General features: G+C 66.9%; 21 protein-coding genes. 10 read left to right on the forward strand and 11 right to left on the reverse strand.

Features of this window, described 5'->3' with window-relative positions:
- Positions 1-409: 409 nt before the first annotated feature.
- The 3 genes from AC5JLE_RS07055 to AC5JLE_RS07065 are packed head-to-tail and all read left to right on the forward strand — an operon-like array spanning position 410 to position 1946.
- Positions 410-1039 (forward strand): superoxide dismutase, encoded by a 630-nt coding sequence (locus tag AC5JLE_RS07055; RefSeq protein ID WP_496065153.1) that lies wholly within the window; start codon positions 410-412, stop codon positions 1037-1039.
- A complete protein-coding gene (locus AC5JLE_RS07060) occupies positions 1036-1614 on the forward strand; it encodes a flavin reductase family protein (RefSeq protein WP_032962524.1) in 579 nt (192 codons plus the stop codon). The genes AC5JLE_RS07055 and AC5JLE_RS07060 overlap by 4 nt, the downstream gene beginning before the upstream one ends.
- On the forward strand, positions 1611-1946 hold the full coding sequence (locus tag AC5JLE_RS07065; protein WP_478439516.1) for a tetratricopeptide repeat protein: 336 nt from the start codon (positions 1611-1613) through the stop codon (positions 1944-1946). The genes AC5JLE_RS07060 and AC5JLE_RS07065 overlap by 4 nt, the downstream gene beginning before the upstream one ends.
- 5 nt (positions 1947-1951) lie before the next feature.
- On the opposite strand, the gene AC5JLE_RS07070 is transcribed toward AC5JLE_RS07065, so the two are convergent.
- Both AC5JLE_RS07070 and AC5JLE_RS07075 read right to left on the reverse strand, forming a co-directional pair.
- On the reverse strand, positions 1952-3100 hold the full coding sequence (locus AC5JLE_RS07070; RefSeq protein ID WP_005413710.1) for a fatty acid desaturase family protein: 1149 nt from the start codon (positions 3098-3100) through the stop codon (positions 1952-1954).
- 11 nt (positions 3101-3111) lie between these two features.
- On the reverse strand, positions 3112-4182 hold the full coding sequence (locus AC5JLE_RS07075) for a ferredoxin reductase (protein WP_053494485.1): 1071 nt from the start codon (positions 4180-4182) through the stop codon (positions 3112-3114).
- A gap of 92 nt (positions 4183-4274) precedes the next feature.
- Between AC5JLE_RS07075 and fabR the strand changes: the two genes are divergently transcribed.
- The 3 genes from fabR (at position 4275) to AC5JLE_RS07090 (ending at position 7897) form a co-directional block, all read left to right on the forward strand.
- Positions 4275-4931: an HTH-type transcriptional repressor FabR gene (gene fabR / locus AC5JLE_RS07080; protein ID WP_014647432.1), complete on the forward strand. Its 657-nt coding sequence runs from the start codon at positions 4275-4277 to the stop codon at positions 4929-4931.
- Positions 4932-5199: 268 nt separating this feature from the next.
- Positions 5200-7359, forward strand: coding sequence for a TonB-dependent receptor plug domain-containing protein (locus AC5JLE_RS07085; protein WP_496065154.1), 2160 nt, complete (start codon positions 5200-5202; stop codon positions 7357-7359).
- Positions 7349-7897, forward strand: a complete 549-nt coding sequence (locus AC5JLE_RS07090; protein WP_496065155.1) for a thioredoxin-like domain-containing protein — start codon at positions 7349-7351, stop codon at positions 7895-7897. Before AC5JLE_RS07085 ends, AC5JLE_RS07090 begins: the two co-directional genes overlap by 11 nt.
- A 114-nt stretch (positions 7898-8011) precedes the next feature.
- On the opposite strand, the gene mntR is transcribed toward AC5JLE_RS07090, so the two are convergent.
- The gene (gene mntR, locus AC5JLE_RS07095) at positions 8012-8482 is read right to left on the reverse strand and encodes a manganese-binding transcriptional regulator MntR (RefSeq protein ID WP_014647435.1); all 471 of its coding nucleotides are present in this window, start codon (positions 8480-8482) and stop codon (positions 8012-8014) included.
- 117 nt (positions 8483-8599) lie between these two features.
- On the opposite strand from mntR, the gene AC5JLE_RS07100 reads away from it, so the two are divergent.
- On the forward strand, positions 8600-9931 hold the full coding sequence (locus AC5JLE_RS07100; RefSeq protein ID WP_496065156.1) for an Nramp family divalent metal transporter: 1332 nt from the start codon (positions 8600-8602) through the stop codon (positions 9929-9931).
- Between the two features lie 63 nt (positions 9932-9994).
- Here AC5JLE_RS07100 and AC5JLE_RS07105 read toward each other — a convergent pair whose 3' ends face one another.
- The 4 genes from AC5JLE_RS07105 to AC5JLE_RS07120 form a co-directional block, all read right to left on the reverse strand.
- Positions 9995-10321: a thioredoxin family protein gene (locus tag AC5JLE_RS07105; protein ID WP_005409967.1), complete on the reverse strand. Its 327-nt coding sequence runs from the start codon at positions 10319-10321 to the stop codon at positions 9995-9997.
- Positions 10293-10760, reverse strand: a complete 468-nt coding sequence (locus tag AC5JLE_RS07110) for a flavodoxin (protein WP_119006977.1) — start codon at positions 10758-10760, stop codon at positions 10293-10295. The genes AC5JLE_RS07105 and AC5JLE_RS07110 overlap by 29 nt, the downstream gene beginning before the upstream one ends.
- A 25-nt stretch (positions 10761-10785) precedes the next feature.
- A complete protein-coding gene (locus AC5JLE_RS07115; RefSeq protein ID WP_496065157.1) occupies positions 10786-11826 on the reverse strand; it encodes a ribonucleotide-diphosphate reductase subunit beta in 1041 nt (346 codons plus the stop codon).
- Between the two features lie 110 nt (positions 11827-11936).
- A complete protein-coding gene (locus AC5JLE_RS07120; RefSeq protein ID WP_496065158.1) occupies positions 11937-14300 on the reverse strand; it encodes a ribonucleoside-diphosphate reductase subunit alpha in 2364 nt (787 codons plus the stop codon).
- 433 nt (positions 14301-14733) lie between these two features.
- On the opposite strand from AC5JLE_RS07120, the gene AC5JLE_RS07125 reads away from it, so the two are divergent.
- Positions 14734-15711 carry a zinc-binding dehydrogenase gene (locus AC5JLE_RS07125; protein ID WP_496065159.1) on the forward strand — a complete coding sequence of 326 codons (978 nt, stop codon included), beginning with the start codon at positions 14734-14736 and terminating at the stop codon, positions 15709-15711.
- 201 nt (positions 15712-15912) lie between these two features.
- On the forward strand, positions 15913-18540 hold the full coding sequence (locus AC5JLE_RS07130; protein WP_321210772.1) for a TonB-dependent receptor: 2628 nt from the start codon (positions 15913-15915) through the stop codon (positions 18538-18540).
- 108 nt (positions 18541-18648) lie between these two features.
- On the opposite strand, the gene betT is transcribed toward AC5JLE_RS07130, so the two are convergent.
- From betT to AC5JLE_RS07150, 4 genes are all read right to left on the reverse strand, one after another.
- Entirely contained in the window at positions 18649-20628 is a 1980-nt protein-coding gene (gene betT / locus AC5JLE_RS07135; protein ID WP_049407437.1) for a choline BCCT transporter BetT, read from the reverse strand.
- 183 nt (positions 20629-20811) lie between these two features.
- Entirely contained in the window at positions 20812-21192 is a 381-nt protein-coding gene (locus AC5JLE_RS07140; protein ID WP_046431075.1) for a VOC family protein, read from the reverse strand.
- A 97-nt stretch (positions 21193-21289) separates the two neighbouring features.
- Complete coding sequence (locus AC5JLE_RS07145; RefSeq protein WP_014647443.1) at positions 21290-21613, reverse strand: DMT family transporter; 324 nt, start codon at positions 21611-21613, stop codon at positions 21290-21292.
- Positions 21613-21966 carry an SMR family transporter gene (locus AC5JLE_RS07150; RefSeq protein ID WP_010485170.1) on the reverse strand — a complete coding sequence of 118 codons (354 nt, stop codon included), beginning with the start codon at positions 21964-21966 and terminating at the stop codon, positions 21613-21615. The genes AC5JLE_RS07145 and AC5JLE_RS07150 overlap by 1 nt, the downstream gene beginning before the upstream one ends.
- A 162-nt stretch (positions 21967-22128) precedes the next feature.
- Here AC5JLE_RS07150 and AC5JLE_RS07155 point away from each other — a divergent pair, with 162 nt between their 5' ends.
- The gene (locus AC5JLE_RS07155) at positions 22129-22980 is read left to right on the forward strand and encodes a LysR family transcriptional regulator (RefSeq protein ID WP_164110510.1); all 852 of its coding nucleotides are present in this window, start codon (positions 22129-22131) and stop codon (positions 22978-22980) included.
- Positions 22981-23048: the final 68 nt, after the last annotated feature.

Raw genomic sequence — 23048 nt, forward strand, 5'->3', positions numbered from 1 at the left:
GGGGGGGGGCCCCCCCACCCGGGGGCGGGTTGTTTTCTACTGGGGGTTGTGGGTGGGGCGGGCGGGGGCCCCCACCCCCCCCCTGGGGTGTGGGCCGCCCCGCGCCCGGCACTACCATGCCGCTCCTGCTCCTGCCTTTGACTCCGTCTCCGCGCCAGCGCAGGGAGCTGTCCTGCAGGGGCTGATGGGTCAGCGCAGGACCGTTGGCGCCACGGATGGCGCCATCGAGCCCCATGGATGGGTTCACGGCGTGTCCTGCGCTGACCCATCAGCCCCTGCCTGCCAGGAAGAATCAAGGCGACGAACGCGCACACATTTCAATCCCGCCCCTTGACCTCAACCAATGTTGAGGTGCGATAACAATCTTCCCACGGCCAGCCCTCTGGCCTTCCCCACGGAGATTGCTTCGATGTCGTACTCGCTTCCCCCGCTCCCCTACGCCTACGACGCCCTTGAGCCGCACTTCGATGCGCGCACGATGGAGATCCATCACAGCAAGCACCACCAGGCCTACGTCAACAACCTCAATGCCGCCGTCGAGCAGGCCGGCATTGCCGAGCAGCCGGTCGAGGCGCTGATCGCCAACCTCGGTGCCGTGCCCGAGGCGCAGCGTGGCGCGGTCCGCAACAACGGCGGTGGCCACGCCAACCACAGCCTGTTCTGGACCGTGCTCAGCGCCGACGGTGGTGCACCCGATGAGGAACTGGCCACCGCCATCGACCGTGACCTGGGCGGCTTCGATGCCTTCAAGGACGCCTTCAGCAAGGCCGCGCAGACCCGTTTCGGCAGCGGCTGGGCCTGGCTGACCAGTGATCGCGACGGCCGCCTGCAGGTCGAAAGCAGCGCCAACCAGGACAGCCCGCTGATGGGTGCAACCGTCGGCCTGTCAGGCAATACCCCGATCCTCGCGCTGGACGTCTGGGAACACGCCTACTACCTGCACTACCAGAACCGTCGCCCGGACTACATCGGTGCGTTCTTCAACATCATCAACTGGGCCGAGGTCGGCCGGCGCTACCGCCAGGCCCGGGCCTCATGAGCGGCGAGACAGTGCCGTACGCCGGGCCGTGGGCGGGGGTCTTCCCCGCACCGGCGCCGGTGCCGTCGGTCGAGATGCCGCCGCGTGCCCTGCGGCGGCTGCTCGGCCATTTCCCGACCGGCGTGGCCATCGTCTGCGCGCGCGATGCACAGGGCAAGCCGGTCGGCCTGACCATCAACTCGTTCGTACCGGTCTCGCTGCAGCCACCGCTGGTGCTGTGGAACCTGGCGTTGCACGCGCAGAGCCTGTCCACCTTCCAGCGCGCCACCCGCTTTGCAATCAGCGTGCTGGCGGCCGACCAGGAAGCGCTGGCCCGGCGCTTCGCCGATCCGCAGGTCCGCAATCGCTTCGACGGCCTGGCATTGCTGGATGACGACGAGGACGCCCCACCCCGCATCGCCGGTGCGGTCGCCCATCTCACCTGTACCCGCCACGCACAGTGGCCGGTGGGCGATCACCTGCTGCTGGCCGGCCGCATCATCGACGTGCACGAGAACGGCGGCGCGCCGCTGCTGTTCCATCGCGGCCGCTTCCAGCCCGGCCCGGCCGAACTGCTGGTGGAGGTGCGCGGATGAACATCGAAGCTCTGGAATGCATGCTCGCCGCCGGCAGGGACGGCGCGCTGCTGCGCTTCGGCCTGGGCAAGGGCTGGCTGGATGCCGGCAACCCGGTGCGCGCGGCCACCCATCTGGGCCGTTGCGTGGTGCTTGATCCGCAGTACTCGGCGGCGTGGAAGCTGCTGGGCAAGGCCTGGCTGGCCAGTGGCCAGCCGCAGGCGGCGCGCGAAGCCTGGCAGCGCGGATTGAGCGTGGCCGGCAGCAAGGGCGACCAGCAGGCACGCAGGGAATTGCAGGTGTTCCTGCGCCGCCTGGACCGCGAGCAGGCGGAGCCGGCGAAGGCGGGCTGAGTTGATCAGCCCGCGTTGGCCGATGCCGGTGCGGACATGATGTCCGACATCGGCAGGCGGCGCGGCTTGCTCGGGAACGCGTGGCGCAGGATGCGCCAGACCACCTGGCCGAACTGGCGCGGCAGCGAGCCGTTGTTGTAGTGCTGGCCGTAGCGACGGCAGATGTCCTTCACTTCCTTGGCAATGGCCGCATAGCGGTTGGCCGGCAGGTCCGGATAGAAGTGATGCTCGATCTGGTGGCTGAGGTTGCCCGACAGCACGTTGATCAGGAAGCCGCCGCTGATGTTGGATGAACCGCGCAGCTGGCGCAGGTACCAGTGGCCGCGCGATTCATTGCGCAGGCATTCCTTCGGGAAGGTTTCCGATTCGGCGGTGAAGTGGCCGCAGAAGATGATCACGTAGGTCCAGATGTTGCGCAGTCCGTTGGCCACCATGTTGCCCAGCATCACGGTGAGGAAGAACGGGCCGGCCAGCAGCGGGAAGAACACGTAGTCCTTCAGCACCTGGCGGGCCATTTTCCGCGCCACCGGGCGGGTCTGCATCCACATCGCACGGCCGCTGATGCGGCCCTTCAGCCAGCGGCCCAGGCGCAGGTCCTGCGCGGCCACGCCCCACTGGAACAGCAGCGCGAAGATCGGCGCGATGATCGGCTGCAGCAGGTAGAACGGCTTCCAGCGCTGCTCCGGGAAGATGCGCAGCAGGCCATAACCGATGTCATCGTCCATGCCACGTACGTTGGTATAGGTGTGGTGGCGGAAATTGTGGGTCTTGCGCCAGTTGTCGGCAGTGGCAACGATGTCCCACTCATAGGTATTGCCGTTGAGCTTGGGGTCGCCGGTCCAGTCGAACTGGCCGTGCATGACGTTGTGGCCCAGCTCCATGTTCTCCAGGATCTTAGACAGCGCCAGCAGCAGCGTGCCGGTGATCGCGGCCGGCCACAGCAGCGGCATCCAGAACAGTGGCGAGAACGCCGCCAGGAACAGCAGGCCACGGCCCCCCACGCCAAACCAGCGCACGGCGGCGGCCACGCGGCGGATGTAGCGGGTATCGGAGGCGCCGAGGCTGCCGATCACACGGTCGCGGATCGCGTCGAGTTCCTCACCGAAGGCATGCATCTCGGCAGTACTCAGGGCACGGTCGGTAGCGCGGGTCATGGCAGGCGTCCTCAGAGATCCAGGGTCAGGTCGGTGGTCGGTGCGCTCACGCAGATCCGTACCGGCTGCGCCGATTCGGACTGCAGGTCGCCGGTGCGCAGGTGGCGGGTGGCGCCACTGACGCGGTCACAGCTGCAGGTGTTGCAGATGCCCATGCGGCAGCCATGCCTGGGCTTGATGCCATGGGCTTCCAGGCTTTCCAGCAGCGAGCTGCCACGCGGCACGCTCAGCTGGCGGCCACTGCGCGCCAGCGTCAGCACGACCTCCCCTTCACTGCTGGCGTCACGCAGCGGTGCGGGAGGAGTGAACGCTTCCGCCTGGAAACCGGCGACCTGGTGCGCCAGGCGTTCGCGGGCGGCGGCAACGAAGCCGTCCGGGCCGCAGGCCAGCACATGGCGCTGCGCCAACGGGGTGTCATCGCCCGCCACCTGCAGGTCGTGGGCATCGATCCGTGCGGCGGGCACATCCCCTTCGCGGGTGGTCAGCAGATGCACACGCAGGTTCGGCTGGCTGGCGGCCAACGCCTGCAGCTCATCACGGAACTGCAGGTGGGCGGCGCTGCGTTCCCAGTAGAACAGGTCCACCGGCGCTGCCAGCGGGCGCTGGCAGGCGTCGCGCAACAGGCTGCGCATCGGCGTGATGCCACTGCCGGCAGCCAGCAGCAACACCGGCGCCGCAGCCGGCATGTGGAACTCGCCGAAGGCGGCATCGAGGCGGAACAGTTCGCCCGGCTGCGCGCGGTTGACCAGGTGCTGGCTGACGAGGCCGCCGTCGATCGCCTTGACGGTGATCGCCAGCTCGCGCCGACCCAGTGCGGTGGGGCTGTAGCTGCGCTGCCACAGGCGCCCTTCAATCTCCACGCCCAGGGTGACGTGCTGGCCGGCGCGCATGCCGGCCCAGTGCCGGTTGGTGCGCAGGACCAGGGTCGCCGCGCCCTCGCCGGCCGGCTCTCGCCGGACCAGGCGGGCCACCGGCTCGCGCAGGGTCCACAGGGGATTGAGCTGGCCTGCCCAGAAATCGAACAGCGACGGCGAGACCCAGCGGTACGGAGAGAACAGGGACGGACGGACGACAGCGCTCATGGGCGAACTATACGGGCGCACATACACCTGTGTATACATGTGTATATTGAACCGGATTGGGTATGATTCAGCCTCGCCCCACCGGAACCCCCATGGCCGCCGCCACCGCCTTGTCGACGCCTGAAGATGCCAACAGCCCGGCCCGCCGTACGGTGAGCCGCGAGGACCTGCTGGCCGCCGCCCTGAAACTGATCGGGCCGCACCGCAGCCTGTCCACGCTCAGCCTGCGCGAAGTGGCACGTGAGGCCGGCATCGCGCCGAACAGCTTCTACCGGCAGTTCCGCGACATGGACGAACTGGCCGTGGCGCTGATCGACGCCGCCGGCCGTTCGCTGCGGACCATCATCGGCGAGGCCCGCCAGCGTGCCACCTCCACCGCCACCAGCGTGGTGCGGGTTTCGGTGGAGACCTTCATGGAACAGCTGCGCGCCGACGACAAGCTGCTGCACGTACTGCTGCGCGAAGGCGCGGTGGGTTCGGACGACTTCAAGCACGCGGTCGAACGTGAGCTGCACTATTTCGAGGAAGAGCTGCAGCACGACCTGGTGCGTCTGGCCGCGCTGGACGGCGCCGTGCTGCATGCCCCGGAACTGGTGGCCAAGGCCATCACCCGGCTGGTGTTCGCGATGGGTGCCACCGCCATGGACCTGCCGCCGGAGAAGGACCCGGAGCTGATCGAAGAGATCTCCACGATGATCCGCATGATCATCGTCGGCGCCCGTACGCCCGCCGCGTTCCGCCGCGGCTGACGATCGCCCCCGGGGTCGGATCCCTTTCCAACGGAAAGGGCTCTGACCCCAACCACACAGCAACACCAACCTCCGTGCATGACCACAGGCAGGGTTGCGGCTGCCAAATGTAATGTTATAACACAGCCATGATCTGGCTCGGTCGGCGTTCCGCTCGGAATGACTGCGGCTTCCTTATATAGCACTTGCTATATTGATAAGCCACTGCTTTCATATGCGTCAGCCAGGTCGCCCTCGCCGCCTTTCTTTCCCCAAGGACGACGCCCTCATGCCCGTTGCCACGCCCCTCTTCCATCGGCTGCCCCTGGCCGCCGCCATTGCCCTGACCCTGCCGCTGCCCGCACTGGCCGCCACTCCGAAACCGACCGAACTGGACCGTGTGCAGGTCAAGGTGAGCACCGCCACGCGCAGCGAACGCCTGCTGTCGGACGTGCCGATCCGCACCGAGGTGCTGCGCAAGGAAGACATCGCGCTGCGCGCGGCCACCGACTTCTCGCGCGCCGCCGAGCTGATCAACGGCCTGCGCGTGGAGAGCAACTGCCAGAACTGCAACACCAGCGAAGTGCAGCTGCTGGGCCTGCCCGGTGCCTACAACCAGCTGCTGTTCGATGGCATCCCGCTGCTGTCCACGCTGGGCAGCGTGTACGGCCTGGAACAGATCCCGGCCGGGTTCGTCGACCGCATCGAAGTGGTCAAGGGCGGTGGCTCGGCGCTGTACGGCCCGGGTGCGGTTGCCGGTGTGATCAACCTGATTCCGCCGCTGCCGGCGCGCAGTGGTGGCCATGTGCAGGCCGGCGTGGATGTCCTGAAAGGTACGCCGCAGAAGAACGCCGACCTGCGGCTGGACCTGGTGGCCAGGGACGCAGACGCCGGCCTGTCAATGATTGCCCAGCGCAACTGGAACAACGGCATCGACTACAACGGTGACGGCTACACCGAGATCACCCGCAAGAACCTCAAGGTCGGCGGGCTGCAGGCCTGGTACGCGCCCACGCCGGGCACGCGGCTGCGCCTGGACCTGCAGGTGACCGATGAAACCCGCCGCGGCGGCAACCGCCTGGACCAGCCCGGATACCTGGCCAACATCGCCGAATCGCTGGATACGAAATACCGGCGCGGCAGTGTGTCGTGGGACCAGGAGATCACTGCCGACGTCGATTTCCGCCTGGCCTACGCCTTCGCCGACATCGACCGCGACAGCTTCTACGGCGGTCTCGGCGACGTAGTCACCGATCCGTCCGCACCCGGCTATGACCCGTCGCAGCTGGACCGCAACGTGGCCGGCAGCGCGGCCTCGCGTTCGTGGCGCCAGTACGGCCGCACCCACAACCCGCTGCACTACATCGACAGCCAGTTGAACTGGCGGCTGGGCGCGCATGCGCTGGCCTTCGGCGTGCAGTACAAGCACGAGGCGCTGCGCGACGACAACCGCACCGGTGACGGGCAGCGTCTTGCGGTGCTGGAGGATGCGACCTTCCACAACCTGGGCGCGTTCATCCAGGACGAATGGAGCCTGCGCGACAACGTCGACCTGGTGCTGGGTGCACGCGTGGACAAGAGCTCGGAACTGGACAGCGCGGTGTTCTCGCCGCGCATCGCGCTGGCCTGGCAGGCCACGCCAAACCTGAAATGGCGGGCGGGCATTGCCACCGGCTTCCGTGCTCCGGAGATCTTCGTTGAGGATGTGCACGTCGATACGCTCGGTGGCGAACAGGTACGCGTGCGCAATACCGATGGCCTGAAGGAAGAGCGCGCGTTGACCACCCTGTTCGGCTTCGACTGGCGCTCGGACCCGGCCAATCCGGTGTGGAGCTGGGATGCTACCGCCTCCTATGCACGCATCCGCGATACCTTCGCGCTGGGCGAGATCCAGCGCGGCGATGACGGCCAGCTGAGCCAGCTGCGTTACAACGCCTCCGGCTCGGACGTGCTGGGTGCGGAAACCAACCTCGGCTGGCAGCCGTCGCCGCAGTGGCGCCTGACCGCCGGCGCCTCGTGGTACCGCTCGCGCTTCCGCGAGCCGCAGCGCATCTTCGACGACAGCGGCGACGGTGGCGACACCGTGATCGAAAGCCGCGACTACCTGAAGACTCCGCGCTGGACCGGCCTGGCCCAGCTCAGCTGGATGCCGGCCGAACCGTGGGAGACCTTCGTCGCGCTGCGCCATACCGGGCCGATGTCGGTGCTGAACAACCGGTTGGGCGAACTGCACCGCACGCGTTCGTTCCTGGTCACCGATCTCGGGGCGCGTTGGCACCGCCATCTGGGCGCACAGGCGCAGCAGGAAGTGTCGGTGGCCGCGGGTGTCAAGAACGTGTTCGATCAGCGCCAGAAGGATCTGGAAGTGGGCGCACTGCGTGACAGCGACTATGTCTACGGGCCGCGCTTCGCGCGCTCGTGGTACGTCAACCTGCGCTATGCGTTCTGAAGCGCTGCGAGCGTTGGTGCTGGCCTGTGCCGTGCTGCCGGCCGCACCGACGGTGGCTGCGGACCTGCACGCGCAGGTCTCGGCCTCGTTGATGCGGCCGGAGCAGCGCTCGCTGCGGCCGATGCAGTGGTCGCCGCCGCCGAAGCTGGTCGCGCTGTACTTCGGTGCCGACTGGTGCGCACCGTGCCATGCGTTCGTCCCCACGCTGCGCAGCGTGCGCGACGCATTGCGCAAAGCCGGCGCCGATACCGAAGTGGTGTACGTCAGCCTGGATGAGAGCGAGAGCGCGCTGCGCCGCTACATGCACGCGCAGGACATGCCGTGGCCGGTGCTGGACCCGCGCCGCGCCGCGCGCATGCCGGCGCTGCAGGCATTGGCCGGGCTGGCACCGCCGAACCTGGTACTGATCGATGCCGACGGCACGGTGCTGGCCAACGGCTGGCAAGGCCGGCGCTATGAAGGCCTGCAGCCGGTGTTGAAGGAATGGATGAAACGGGCGTGTGCGCAGCAGCAGGCGCGCTGCCCGCCCGATCTGTAGAGTCGAGCCACGCTCGACGCATTCGATCACCGTGCGAACGGCAGCCGAGCATGGCTCGGCTCTACAAAAACCGGGATCGCGCGAACGGCCGGAGGCCATGGCCCGGCGCTACCGTTACGGCGCCTCGCCCTCGGCCTTGCGCACGAAGGCTTCGAACAATGCCAGCGTCTGCTCGCTCACATGGTGCTCGATGCCCTCGGCATCGCGCCGCGCGGTATCCGCGTCCACGCCCAGCGCCAGCAGGAAACGCTCCACGGTCTGGTGGCGCTGGCGGCTGGCGTGGGCCAGCGCTTCGCCTTCCGGGGTCAGGAACACGCCACGGTACGGCCGCTGTACCACCCAGCCATCACGGGCCAGGCGCCGCAGCATCTTCGCCACGGTGGGCTGGGCCACGCCCAGTCGGGTGGCAATGTCGACCTGGCGGGCCTCGCCGCCGTCGGCCAGCAGGTCCGAAATCAGCTCGACATAGTCCTCCACCAGTTCCATCCGGTGCGCCTCGCGCACTTGCCGGAAGCTCTCGACCTGGCGCTCGGCCTCGATCAAGGGGGTGCTTTTCAGCGATGTCGAATCGTCGGTCTTGCCCACGCCTGCGCCTGTCCTTCCGGTGCAATCCGGTGTTGAACCTGAATTCTGGACCAGTCACACGACAAAGACGATTGTTTCCCATTGCTAATGACTATAGCAGGAGCTATATTCGGACCCATGAATACCCTGGCGCCCAGCGACCCTTCGGCCTCCACTCCGGCCAGCCTGGGTGCGCTCAACGCCTCGGTCGCGGTGCCCGACAAGGGCCATTGGTGGTTCCGCCTGCTGGCCTTCCTCGGCCCGGGCTACATGATCTCGGTCGGCTACATGGACCCTGGCAACTGGGCCACTGACCTCGCCGGCGGTTCGCGCTTCGGCTACCTGCTGCTGTCGGTCATCCTCATCTCCAACCTGATGGCGGTGATCCTGCAGGCGCTGTCGGCGCGGCTCGGCATCGCCACCGGCATGGACCTGGCGCAGGCCTGCCGCGCGCGTTACCCCAAGCCGGTGAACCTGGCGTTGTGGGCGCTGTGCGAGGCGGCGATCATCGCCTGCGACCTGGCCGAGGTGATCGGCACCGCCATCGCACTGAAACTGCTGTTCGATCTGCCACTGCTGTGGGGTGCGGTGATCACCGCGCTGGACACGCTGCTGGTGCTGCTGCTGATGAACCGCGGCTTCCGTGCGCTGGAAGCGTTCGTGATCGCGCTGCTGATGGTGATCTTCGGCTGCTTCGTGGTGCAGATCGCGATGGCGGCGCCGCCGGTGATGGCGGTGCTCGGCGGCTTCATTCCGCGCGCGCAGGTGGTGACCGATCCGCACGCGCTGTACATCGCGATCGGCATCATTGGTGCCACGGTGATGCCGCACAACCTGTACCTGCATTCGTCCATCGTGCAGACCCGCGCCTACCCACGTACCGATGAAGGCCGCCGCAGTGCGCTGCGCTGGGCGGTGACCGACAGCACCCTCGCGCTGACCCTGGCGCTGTTCATCAACGCCAGCATCCTGATCCTGGCGGCGGCGGTGTTCCATGCCAATGGCCGATTTGATGTGGAAGACATCGAGCAGGCGCACCAGCTGCTGGCACCGATGCTGGGTGTGGGCGCGGCGGCGACGTTGTTCGCGGTGGCCCTGCTGGCCTCGGGCCTGAATTCGACGGTGACCGCCACGCTGGCCGGCCAGATCGTGATGGAAGGCTTCCTGCACCTGCGAATGCCGCCGTGGCTGCGTCGGCTGATCACGCGTGCGCTGGCCATCATCCCGGTGGTGGTGGTGATCCTGCTGTTCGGCGACCAGGGCGCGGTGAAGCTGCTGGTGCTGAGCCAGGTGGTGCTGTCGATGCAGTTGCCGTTCGCGATCATCCCGCTGGTACGGATCGTGACCGACAAGGTGACGATGGGCGCGCTGGTCGCACCGCGCTGGCTGGGCGCGATCGCCTGGGTGATCGCGCTGGTGATCGTGGTGTTGAACGTGAAGCTGCTGGTGGACACCTTCGCCGGGGCGTAAACCGCATCCCTGGGGTCGGACTCCCTGCCGCAGGCAAGGGGTTCCGACCCCGCCATCTCCATGCTACAGATGCAACGCAATCGCGGCCTCGATCTGCTGCGGCGACTGGAACCCTGCCAGGCGGGTACGTTCGTCCCCGTCACGGAACAGCGAGAGCGTCGGCGTCTGCCGCAGCCCCAGTTCCCTGAAGAACGCCTCGCCCAGCACCTCCAGCTGCACGCGCAGCAGCGTGGTGCCCTGCCCCGCGACACTGTTGGCCACCCGGTGCAGCGACATCTCCAGCATCCGGCACCCCGGGCACTGGTCCTTGTGGAAGTCCACCAGTACGCGCGGGTGTTCGGCCAGCAGCTGCTGGAACTGCTCAGGCGTGGTGGCGTCGATGATCTGCATCGGTGGTGCTCCAGTAATGGGCCAGGACCTCGTCAGTCCAGGCCTCGATGGCCCCGGCATGGCGCTCGCCATGCGGCATCTGTTCGATCTCCAGCGGCGGGTAGTCGCTGCGGAAATAGCGGATCAGCCGGTGCACGGCACCGCAGTAGTACTCCTGCCCCCACTGCGTTTCGCCGGTGCCGAACACCGCCAGCTGCCGTGGCCGCTCGCCGCGCTCGGCAATGCTGGCCACCCACGCCTTCATCTCCGCTGGCGTGCGGCCGGCGTTGTCGGTCCAGCAGCCCAGCAGCACCAGGTCGGCCTCGTCGGCCGCCAGGGGAGGCGCCTGGCGCAGATCGTCGGCCTCCTGCCAATGCACGGCATGACCCGCAGCGCGGCAACGCTCGGCAATCTGCCGACCAAGCTCGCGGGTATTGCCGCTCAGCGAGGCCACCACCAGCAGGATGCGCAGCGCAGCGCCGGGCTCAGAGGTCGTCGAAGCCGTTGTCGACGTTGGTCTTCTTGTAACTTGCATTGCGCATCTCGAAGAAGTCGGTCTTGGTCTCGGTGAAGTTGTCGGCGTAGGCCTTGATCCACGGCATCACGTTGTCGGTGGTGTCGCTGTACAGGCGCTCGATGCCGAGCATGCCGGCCATCTTGTTGGCGCGGTACTTCACGTAGCGCACCATCTCGTCCACGTCGATGCCATCGATACCGTCCAGCACCTCCGACGACCACTGGGTCTCCAGTTCGATGGCGTGCTCGAACGCCTGGTGCACATAGGCGGTCAGCTCGTTGGTCTGCAGCTCCGGGTTCTCGCCGATGATGGCGCGGATCAGCTCGCTGATGAACTTGGTATGGGCCAGCTCGTCGCGGTTGATGAAGCTGATGATCTTGCCGGTGCCGGTCATGCGGTTCTGCCGCACCATGTTGTAGAAGTACGCAAACCCGGAATAGAAGTTGATGCCCTCCAGGATCGAGGACTGGATCAGCGACTTCAGCAGGGTCTCGGCGGTCTTCTCGCGCATGAAATCGCCATACGCGCCCATGATCGGTGCGTTGCGCTTGATGATGGTCGGGTGGGTGCGGGCGATCTCGAAGATGCGGTTCTGGTTCGGCAGGTCGGTGATCGAGGCCAGCACGTAGCTGTAGCTCTCGTTGTGGATCACTTCCTGCTGGCCGATGATCGCCGCGTTGGCATGCGCCGCCGGGTCGGTGATGTACTCGGCCACGTTATAGATGAAGCGCGTCTGCGGTGAATCGAGCGTGGCCAGCAGGCCGATGATCGAGTCGTACGCGTTCTTTTCGCGCGCGTTGAGCTCGCCGTACTGGCGGGCGTCCAGCTTCATGTCGACCTCGTCGGGAATCCAGAAGTTGGTCGACAGCTCCTTGTAGGCCCGATAGAACGACGGGTACGGGATGTCGTTCCAGTTGAGGATGCCACTGGTGCGGCCGTTGATGATGCCGGTGCTGCGGTTGGGATGGCGCGGTTCGAGGATCTTGATGCGGTCGAGGGGGGTTGCCATGGTCGTCTACCTTCGTATTACGTGCATTGCGGATGTAGCGCCGAGCCCATGCTCGGCTGCTCTTCGCGTCTGAGCCGAGCGCGGGCTCGGCTCTACAGGGGGCGCAGCGATCAGCTGGAGCACCATTCGCATTCGCTGATGTCGATGTCGTTGGAGCGCACGTAGTACGTGGTCTTCAGGCCTTCGCGCCAGGCGCTCAGGTGCAGTTCCAGCAGCGTGCTCGCGCGGATGGTGCTGGGCACGTACAGGTTGAAGCTGATCGACTGGTCGACATGGCGCTGGCGGCGGGCGTTCTGGCGCACGCTGGCGAACTGGTCGACCTTGTAGGCACCCTTCTCGTAGTACGGCCAGGTTTCCAGCGACAGGCCCGGCGCTGCCACCGGCCGCCGGAAGTCCTTCTTTTCCTCGTAGTAGAACGCGCTGTAGATCGGGTCGATGGAGGCGGTGGAACCGGCAATCTGCGCGGTGCTCATGTTCGGTGCCACGGCCAGCAGCCAGCCGTTGCGCAGGCCGTGCGTGGCGACCTCGTGGGCCAGGCTGTCCCATGCGGCGCCGCTGTAGTCGCGGTCACGGAAGTAACGCCCGTTGTGCCAGTCACTACCCGCGAACATCGGGTAGCTGCCCTTCTCCTTCGCCAGCTGCGCGCTGGCCTGGATGGTCAGGAAGTTGATGCGTTCGTAGAGACGGTCGGCCAATTCTTCGGCATCCGGTGATTCCCACTGGATCGCCTGCTGCGCCAGCAGGTGGTGCCAACCGAACGTGCCCAGGCCGATAGCGCGGTACTTGCGGTTGGTGATGGTGGCCTGCGGCACCGGCAACGCGTTGAGGTCGATCACGTTGTCGAGCATGCGCACCTGGATCGGGATCAGGCGCTCCAGCACATCGGTGGCCAGCAGGTCATCCGGCGCGCTGATCGCGCGGCCGAGGTTGATCGAGGACAGGTTGCAGACCACGAAGTCACCGGCGCGGCGTGTGGTGACGATCTGGTCGCCGCTGACGATCTCCTGGATCATCCGCGTCGGGCTCATGTTCTGCAGGATCTCGGTGCACAGGTTGCTGGAATAGATCATGCCCGCGTGCTTGTTCGGGTTCCGGCGATTGACCTCGTCGCGGTAGAACAGGAACGGATTGCCGGTCTCCAGCTGGCTGAGCATGATCCGCTTGAACAGATCGATGGCCTTCACCGTGCGTCGGCTGATGCGCTCGTCGGCCACCAGTTCGGCGTAGCGGTCGCGGAAGCTGCCCGAACCGCGCGTCTCATCGTAGAAGTCCTGCAGGTACCAGCCCTTGGCCTGCTTCACCTCGTGCGGGTCGAACAGGTACCAGTCGGCGCGACGCTCGACCGCTTCCATGAACAGGTCGGGCACGCATACCGAGGTGAACACATCGTGCGCGCGCAGGCGCTGGTCGCCATTGTTCAGGCGCAGGTCCATGAAGGCTTCGATGTCGCGGTGCCAGATGTCCAGGTACACCGCCACCGCACCCTTGCGCTGGCCGAGCTGGTCGACCGACACCGCGGTGTTGTTGAGCTGCTTGATCCACGGCACCACGCCACCGGAGGAATTGGCCACGCCCCGGATCGGCGCGCCGCTGCTGCGCACATAGCCCAGGTAGGCGCCGACGCCGCCACCGTGCTTGGACACGCGGGCGATATCGGTGTTGGAGTCATAGATGCCCTGCAGGCTGTCGTCCACCGTGTCGATGAAGCAGCTGGACAGCTGCCCACCCACCTTGCCGGCATTGGCCAGGGTCGGTGTGGCGACGGTCATGTACAGGTTGGACAGCGCCCAGTACGCCTCGCCGACCAGCTGCATGCGCCGCTCGCGCGGCTTTTCTTCCTGCATGAGGTACAGCGCGATGGTCAGCCAGCGCTCCTGCGGCAGTTCGTAGACCTCGCGGCTGCGGTCGCTGGCCAGATAGCGCGTGGCCAGCAGGTACAGGCCGTTGTAGGCGAACAGGCGGTCGCGCTCCGGGTCGATCATCTCGCCGGCCTGCTGCAGCTCTTCCTTCGAATAGCAGCGCAGGATGTCGTTGCTGTAGATGCCGCGGTCAACCAGGCTTTCCTGCAGGCCCACATACGAACCGTACTTCAGGCCGACGTCGTAGAAGCGGTTGCGGCTGGCGCGCTTGTACAGGCGGCGCAGGTAGATGCGCGCGGCAAACTGTTCCCACTCGGGTGCAACCAGGTCCACCCGCGATTCGGCCTCACGGATCAGCAGATCGACAAGGTCATCGGCGCTGATGCTGGGCTTGCGCTCGACCATTGCCTGCACCACGCGGCGGTAGTCGCTCACATCCAGCTGCGGGAACTCGGCGTGCACCGCATCGATGCTGCGCTGCAGGCGCTCGGCGTCGAATGGCAGGCGGCGGTTGCCGGCCTCCTTGGTGATCCAGGTCGGCACGCGCTCGCCACCGGCGCGCAAGGCGTCGCCAGCGCCGGCCAGATCGGCCACGCGGAAGGTACTGTCGGTCATGGTGGTGAAGCTCCAGGCTCGCACGCGCGTTGGCGGTCGATGCCATGGCGGCCCTGCACGCGATACCGGCGCACGGGGCGGTCGGGGTGGGATGCCAAAGCGCGGGAACACCAGATCGTCGGCAACAGCCTGCGCCTGCGGCCGGTATCCGGGCCGTGGGGGCGATCTGGGTCCGCACGATGGCGGCCGCGTCGACACGGCAAGCCTTCAGGGGCGGGCCGCGGGACGTTTGCTGCGTGTCCGGCGGCGGCGGCTGACCGGGAGTGACGACCACAACATAGTGGGGATAATCGGAACCGTCAACACAAGATGCGGCAATCACGACATGCCGCGACGATCAGTCGCAGGATGCCGTGTTGCACCTGCGGCGCCTTGTCGACAGCGCCTGCGTCCCCAGTTCGGTACAACATCAACTTTCCGCGGAACACCGCCCATGCGCGCTGCCCAGTACCATTCCTTCGGCAACCCGGCCGACGTCCTCGCCATTGCCGATGCCACCCTCCCCGAGCCCGGCCCCGGCGAGGTGCGCATCCGCACCGTGCTGGCCTCGATCCACAATCACGACCTGCTGACCGTGCGCGGCCTCTACGGCTACAAGCCGACACTGCCGGCGATCGGTGGCAGTGAAGCATTGGGCGTGGTCGATGCACTCGGCGAAGGCGTCGACGGCCTGCAGATCGGCCAGCGGGTGGCCGCCGCCTCGGTGCATGGCACCTGGGCCGAAGCGTTCATTGCACCGGCACGCATGGTGATTCCGATGCCCGAGGCGATCCCCGACGAAATGGCCGCGCAGCTGATCGCCATGCCGCTGAGCGCGCTGATGCTGCTGGAATTCCTGCACGTCGAAGCAGGCCAGTGGATCGTGCAGAACACCGCCAATGGCGCGGTGGGCAAGTCGCTGGCGATGCTGGCGCGGGCGCGTGGCGTGCATGTGGCCAACCTGGTGCGCAATGCCGATGCCGTCGCGCAGTTGCAGGCGCTGGGTATCGATCATGTGTTCGACACCTCGGTGGAGGGTTGGAAGGATCGCGTGCGTGAAGCGACTGGCGAAGCACAGGCCGCGGCCGCGGTGGATTCCATCGGCGGCGACGCCAGCGGTGACCTGGTCGACCTGCTTGGCCACCACGGCACCCTGGTGTCGTTCGGGGTGATGAGCGGCGAGCCGATGCGCATTCCCGCCGGTGGCCTGATCTACAAGGAGGCCACGGTGAAGGGCTTCTGGGGCAGCAAAGTCAGCCAGGCGATGGCGGTGGAGGACAAGCGCCGGCTGGTCGGCGAGCTGCTGAAGCGTGCGGCCAGCGGCGAACTGACCCTGCCGGTGGAGAAGATCTTCGCACTGGACGACATCGCCCAGGCGGCGAAGGCGGGCGCCGGTTCTGGCCGCAATGGCAAGGTGCTGCTGCGGCCTTGAGGGTAGGACAACCGGGGTCAGATCCCTTTCCGCTGGAAAGGGATCTGACCCCCGGGAGGAGTGCGGACCAACGGTCCGCACCCACCGAGTCGGTTCGTTAAGAACCTGTGATGTATAACTGAATGCGCTTTCGTCATTGGAAGGCGTACTTGCCTGCATGCGGTACTGACGGCTCCTCCCCCGTTCGGCGTTGTCGCTTCCATGTACCGCACCACCCTGAACCTGCTTGCCGGCGCGATCGCGCTGGGCCTCACCGCCGGCGCTGCCGGCGCCGCTGAATCCGCCGATACCGGCAAGGAAAGCACCACCCTCGGCGCCGTGCTGGTGACCGGCTCCAACATCAAGCGCAGCGATACCGCCGGGCCGAATCCGGTGCAGATCGTCAGCCGCGAACAGATCGAGCAGACCGGCCGCTCCACCCTCACCGACGTGCTGCGCAACCTGTCGGCCAATGCCGGCAACAGCTTCGACGAACAGTACACCGGCAGCTTCGCCGCCGGCTCGGCCTCGATCGGCCTGCGTGGCCTGTCTCCGAAGAACACGCTGGTGCTGGTCAACGGCTACCGCGTCTCCAACTTCGGTTTCGCGCTCAACACCCAGGACACCTTCGTCGACCTCAACGCGCTGCCGATCAGCGCAGTGGAACGCATCGAAGTGCTGAAGGATGGCGCCTCGGCGGTGTACGGTTCCGATGCCATCGCCGGCGTCATCAACATCATCCTGCGAAAGAACTTCCAGGGCGTGGAAGTCGGCGGCGGCTTCGGTACCGCCACCCAAGGCGGCCTGAACGAGCGCAAGGCCAACCTGCTGGCTGGCTTCGGTGACCTCGAACAGCAGGGCTGGAACGTGCTGTTCGGGCTGGACCTGCTCAAGCGTGATCGCCTCGACGCCGACCAGCGTGCCTACACCCGCAGCGGCGATTTCCGCGACAAGCCCGGCGGCCGCCTGGCCGGTTGGTCCACCGCCGGTGGCAACTGGCTGTCCAACCCACGCGCGCCGCAGCCGTTCGCCAACTGCCCCGACGGCAGCCAGCTGCGCCCGTACAGCGACTTCGGCAGCACCCTGCCCGGCCAGGCCTGCGCCTTCAACGCGCAGCCGTTCAAGACCCTGCAGCCCGGCGCCGAGCGCCTGCAGGCGTCGTTGAGTGCGACCTACCGCTTCAATGACAGCGTCGAAGCGTTCGCCGACGTGCTGTACAGCCACAACAAGGCCGACCAGATCTTCAGTGCGCCGCTCACCGTGGGCCCGGGCCTGCGTGCCTACAACCCGGCCACCGGCACCCTGATCGACGTGCCGGCGGTGCTGCCGGTCGGCCACCCGAACAACCCGGGCAGCACGCCGCTGCCGTTCGAGTACACCTTCTTCGACATCGGCCCGCGCCTGAAGGACAACACCCAGGTGTTCTACCGTGCACTGGCCGGCGTGCGCGGCAGTGGCGAGCGCTGGGACTGGGAAGTGGCGGCGCTGAGTTCGCAGAGCGCGCAGCGCGAGTACGTCGACAACTTCGTCAACCGCTACGCGTTCGAACAGATCCTGCGCGATGGCAGTTACAACTTCCTCAACCCGTCCAGCACGCCGGGCGCGCTGGATGCACTGCGCCTGCAGACCAAGCGACCGGGCTGGTACAAGCTGCACGCGTTGAACGTGAAGGCCTCGACCTCGCTGTGGGAGCTGCCGGCCGGTGCGGTCGGCTTCGCCTGGGGTGCCGAGTTCCGCAAGGAATCACTGGACGCGCGCACCAGTGCGCAGGTGCTGTCGGGCACCGAGCTGCGCCCGGCCATCAACGTGGTCAACGGCGAGCGCCAGGTCAGCGCCGCCTACGCCGAACTGAGCGTGCCGCTGCATCGCACCCTGGAGCTGCAGGTGGCCGGTCGCGGCGATCACTATGACGACTTCGGCAACGCGTTCTCGCCGAAGGTGGCGCTGCGCTGGCAGCCGCTGGACAGCCTGCTGCTGCGCGGCTCGTTCTCGCGCGGCTTCCGTGCACCGTCGCTGCCGGAGATCGCGCCGGGCCAGACCGTCAGCTACGGCTCGGTGATCGATCCGCTGGATCCGCTGCAGCCCGGTGGCAGCCGTGGCGTGACCAACATCCGCACCGGCAACCCGGACCTGAAGGCCGAACGCTCGCGCAACTTCAACGTGGGCGCGGTGTGGTCGCCCGATGGCGATACCAGCATCGGCCTGGACTGGTACCGCATCGAGCAGGACAACCTGGTCAAGCCGGACAGCGCGCAGTTCATCGTCGACAACCCGACGCTGTTCCCCGGCCGTGTACAGCGTGATGCGCAGGGGCGCATCCAGTTCATCACCAACCAGTACGCCAACCAGGGCGAACTGACCACCTCCGGGCTGGACCTGGATGCCAACCACACCTTCCGCACCGAGGGCTGGGGCAACTTCACCGTGGCCGGCAGCTGGACCCACCTGCTCAGCTTCAAGCAGCCGCTGGTGGCCGGCCAGGCACCGTATGACGGCGCCGGCAACAACCGCCACGGCGCACTGCCGCGCACCCGCGGCACCACCTCGCTGAACTGGGCGGTGGGCGACTGGAGCAGCACGCTGAGCCTGCAGTACGTGAGCGGCTATGACCAGCGTGTGGCGACGGCGACCAGCAACCCGGGCCTGCGCGACCGCATCAAGCCGTATCACCAGCTGGACCTGTACGTGGCCTACGAAGGTATTCCCAACACCACGCTGTCGCTGTCGGTGCTGAACCTGACCGACAAGGATCCGCCGTTCGACCCGGCCGGTGGCTCCAACGGCTTCGACATCAGCCAGTACAACCTGCGCGGGCAGTTCGTCTCGCTGGGGGCGCGCTACCGGTTCTGATGGGCCAACGGGGCGGCGGTGATGGGCCGCCCCGTTCGCGTTGCCGGCCAGCGGCCGGCACTACCATCGAATCCACCGACCGCCGGGGGAATGCCCGGCGGTCGTGTATTACCGGCTCAGGTGCAGGAACTGCAGGTGCCGTTCGTACTGGCTGATGATGTCGTTGATGATCTGCTTGCGGCTGTAGCCGACCAGGTCGTAGTCCTGGCTGCCTTCGAACAGATGCACTTCCGCGCGGTAGTAGCGCTGGTTGCGCAGCTGCTGCGCGGCGAACGACGGGGTCAGGTAGCCACTCAGGATCACCCGGTACAGGAAATCCTGCTGCTCGCCATGGTTCACTGTCAGCTCCATGTCGCCGGCCTCGAAGCGCGTGGCGACGTCCCAGCCCTGCCCGCGCAGCTGTTCGGCCACCGCTTCCATCGCCGGCTTCACCGTGTCATCCATGAAGCGGTAGACCTGGTCGCGCACCGGGAAGTGCATGGCCTGGCTCAGGCGCTGGCGCCAGCCCTGATGGTGGCGATCGTCACCGATCAGCGGCGAGGGCCGGTACTGCAGCGCGCGCTTGCGGTGCGATTCGTCACTGAAGGCGCGGGTCAGGCCCCACATCATCAGCAGCAGCACCGCCGAGAACGGCAGCGAGGCCAATACCACCGCCGATTTCAGTGCATCGATGCTGCCGGCCAGCAGCAGCCCGGCGGTCAGCACCGCGATCACCGTGCCCCAGAACACGCGCAGCCAGCGCGGACCATCATCCTCCGGCGCGCCGCCGTGCGAGGACAGCGTGGACAACACCACCGCCCCCGAATCAGCCGACGTCACGAAGAAGATGAAGCTGACCAGCACGGTCACCGCGATCACCGTGCGGCTCCACGGGTAGCCATCCAGCAGTGCATACAGCACGGTCGGTGGGTCATCCACCGCCAGCTGCGCCAGCTGCTGCTGGCCGTGGTGCAGCACCTGGTCCAGCGCGCTGTTGCCGAAGATCGACAGCCAGGCCAGGGTGAAGCCCAGCGGGATCAGCAGCACGCCGAACACGAATTCGCGGATGGTGCGGCCACGCGAGATGCGCGCGATGAACAGGCCGACGAACGGCGCCCAGCCGATCCACCAGGCCCAGTAGAACACCGTCCAACCGCCCAGCCATTCCGGCCGGCCGCCATAGGCGTACACATCGAAACTCTTGCCGACCACGCTGCCCAGGTAGTCGCCCAGGTTCTGCATCAGCGTACTCAGCAGGTACTGGGTGGGGCCGGCGCACAGCATGAACAGCACCAGCGCGATCGCCAGCAGCATGTTGATGTTGGCCATCCAGCGCACGCCCTTCTCCACGCCTGAAACCGCGACGGCCACCGCCGCGCCCATCATGCTGACCACCAGGATGATCTGCACCAGGTTGGAGTGCGGGATGTTGAACAGGTGCGACAGGCCCGCGTTGAGGTGCAGCACGCCGAAGCCCATGTCGGCGCCGATGCCGAATACGGTGGCGACGATGCCCAGCGCGTCCACGGTGTAGCCGATCGGCCCGTTGATGCGCTTGCCGATCAGCGGATACAGCGCCGAGCGCAGCGCCAGCGGCAGGTTGTGGCGATAGGCGAAGTAGGCCATCGCCATCGCTGCGAGTGCGAACACGCCCCAGCCATGCAGGCCCCAGTGCAGGAAGAGCAGCTGCATGGCCTGGCGCGCGCCGGCCTCGCCCGCCGCCGGTTCGCCCTGCGGCGGCTGCAGGTAGTGGGTCAGCGGTTCGGAGACGCAGAAGAAGAACAGGGTGATGCTGATGCCGGCGGCGAACAGCATGCCGGCCCAGGAAAGATAACTGAACTCCGGCTCATCATGGTCGGCGCCGAGCTTGATGCCACCATACTTGGACAGCGCCACACCGACCACGAACACCAAGTACAGGGTCATCGCCAGCAGGTAGTACCAGCCGACATTGAGTGCGGCCCAGTCCTGCGCCTTGACCAGCAGGCGGCCCGCACCGAGCGGAAACAGGCTGACGAACAGCGCGAACGCCACGACAACGATCGCCGCGAAGGCGAACACAGGCCGAAGGGTGCGCACCGGGGATTGTTGCGGCTCCAGTACATCCATGGGGCGGCGTTCTCCGGTAGATCAAAGGGTTAGCCGACCGATTCTGGCTGAACCGCAGTGGACAGAGCATGAAGTTGCGGCCTGTGGTCACAGGCCCGGCCCACCATTCCGTGTTATCACGCGCGCGCCGGAGCGCAACCTTGCCCGCGCGGGCCGCGCCGCGGCCACGCGCGTCCTGTCCGATCACGACATTACATGCACCGCACACAGCTTGTTGCCATCCGGGTCACGCAGATAGGCCAGAAACACCTGCCGACCGGACATGTTGCGGACGCCGGGCGGATCTTCGATTGCGGTGCCACCGTGAGCCACGCCAGCTTCCTGCCAGGCACGCACGGCCTCTGCACTGCCCAGACTGAAACCGATGGTGCCGCCGTTGGCATGGCACGCTGGCTGCCCATCGATCGGCGCGGTCACGCCGAACATCCGCCCATCCTTGAAGTACAGCAGCCGACCCTTTTCGTCGAACACACCCGGACGTGCCCCCATCGCGGCGAACAGGGCATCGTAGAAGCGATGCGCGACGTCCATGTCGTTCGTTCCAACGGTGATGTGGCTGAACATGCGGGCACTCCTTGTGGAAAGCCGCAGTGTCGGCGAGCGCGGGCGACTTCGCAAATCGCCCGCACCGGTGCCGCCACGCCCGCGAAAAGACCCGTTGCTACTTGGCGGTGCTGAGCAGCAGCACCGCCGCAGTGACCAGACCGATGCCGATCCAACCGATCGGACGCAGGCGGTTGCCGAACAACAGGCGTCCGCAGGTGGCGGTTCCGATCACGCCGATCGCACCCCACATCGCATAGGCGGTGGCCAGGTCCATGTAACGCACCGCCTGGCCCAGCAGGGCGAAGGCGATCCAGACCATGACGATCGCAGCGACACCCCAGCGCCAGCGGCGGAAGCCTTCCGACTTGGCCACCATCATGTTCGCGGCGACATCGATCAGCGCCGAACAGATCACGAAAAACAGAGCCAAGGTATTCATCAGTGTGCCTCCCCGAGGGTGACGCAGACGATGCCCACCACCGCCAGCACCAGGCCGGCCAGCTGCTGCAGCGACAGGCTCTCGCCGAACACGGTGAGGCCGACCACGGTCAGCAGGGTCAGGCCCAGGCCTTCCCACACCGCGTAGGCCACGCCCACCGCGATGCGACGCACCGACTGCGCTAGGAAGAAGTAGGACAGCGCCAGCGCACCGGCCATGATCAGATAACCGGTCCAGCCGCCATCGCGGGCGGCGTGGGCCATGAACGAGGTGCCGACCACTTCGGCGACGATCGCCACGGTCAGGCAGGCCCAGGCGACCAGCGCGCCACGGGCGGGAACAGTACGGGACATGTGAAACTCCTTGCAGGACGGGGACCGCGCCGCCTCATCAATGGATCCACGCCGCGCGTGGAGGGTCCGGAACGCCCCTCGCAGACAGGGGCGACGGTGGTTAGTATCATCGCCTTTTACGGTGGTATCAAAATGGATTCCATCGACAGGAGCGATGGATCAATGCCCTATTCCCCTGAATCCCTACAGGCCTTCGTGGAAGCTGCCGCGCTGGGCTCGTTCTCGGCCGCGGCACGGCGGCTGGGCAAGACCCAGTCGACGGTCAGCACCGCCATTGCCCACCTGGAAGCCGACCTCGGCGTGAGCCTGTTCGACCGCAGCGGGCGCTACCCGCGGCTGACCGAGGCCGGGCGCCAGGCGCTGGGCCACGCACAGGAGATCCTGGCCGCCGATGCGCGCCTGCAGCAGTTGAGCGTGCGCCTGTCCGCGCCGGTCGAGCCGCGCCTGACCGTGGTGTTTTCCGATGTCTACCAGCTGGATCCGGAGCAGCGGATCCTGCAGCGCTTCGCCGAAGCGTTCCCGGAGATCGAGCTGGAGTGGCTGGATGCCGAAGGCGAGGACGTGCTGGAGCTGGTCGGCAGTGGTCGCGCCGCGCTGGGCCTGCTGCCCAGGCAGGAGCGCTATCCCGATGGGCTGGTGGCGCGGCCGCTGGCGCACCACAGCGAACTGTCGGTGTACGTGGCGCGCGGACACCCGCTGGCCAGCGCCGGGCGTCGCGCCGCCGCACAACTGGCACGGCATCGGCAGGTGCGCCTGAGCGCGGAAGTCGATCAGACCCGCTTGGTCACCGGCCTCGCGTGGACCGCCACCGATTACCTGATGGTGATGGAGATGGCCGAGGACGGCATCGGCTGGGCCGAACTGCCGCGGGCGCTGGTGCAGCGCTATGACCGTGGGCGGCTGGTGGAACTGGTGCTGCCCGGCTGGCCGCGGCGCATCCACAGCGACCTGCTGTGGCGCCGCGACACGCCGCCAGGCCCAGCCGCACTGTGGTGGGCCGACGCGTTGGGGTGAAAAAGGGGACGGAGGGGATTAAGTCGTTTGTGCCCCGGCGGTACTGGGGCACAAACGACTTAATCCCC

Source organism: Stenotrophomonas sp. (assembly GCF_059505245.1).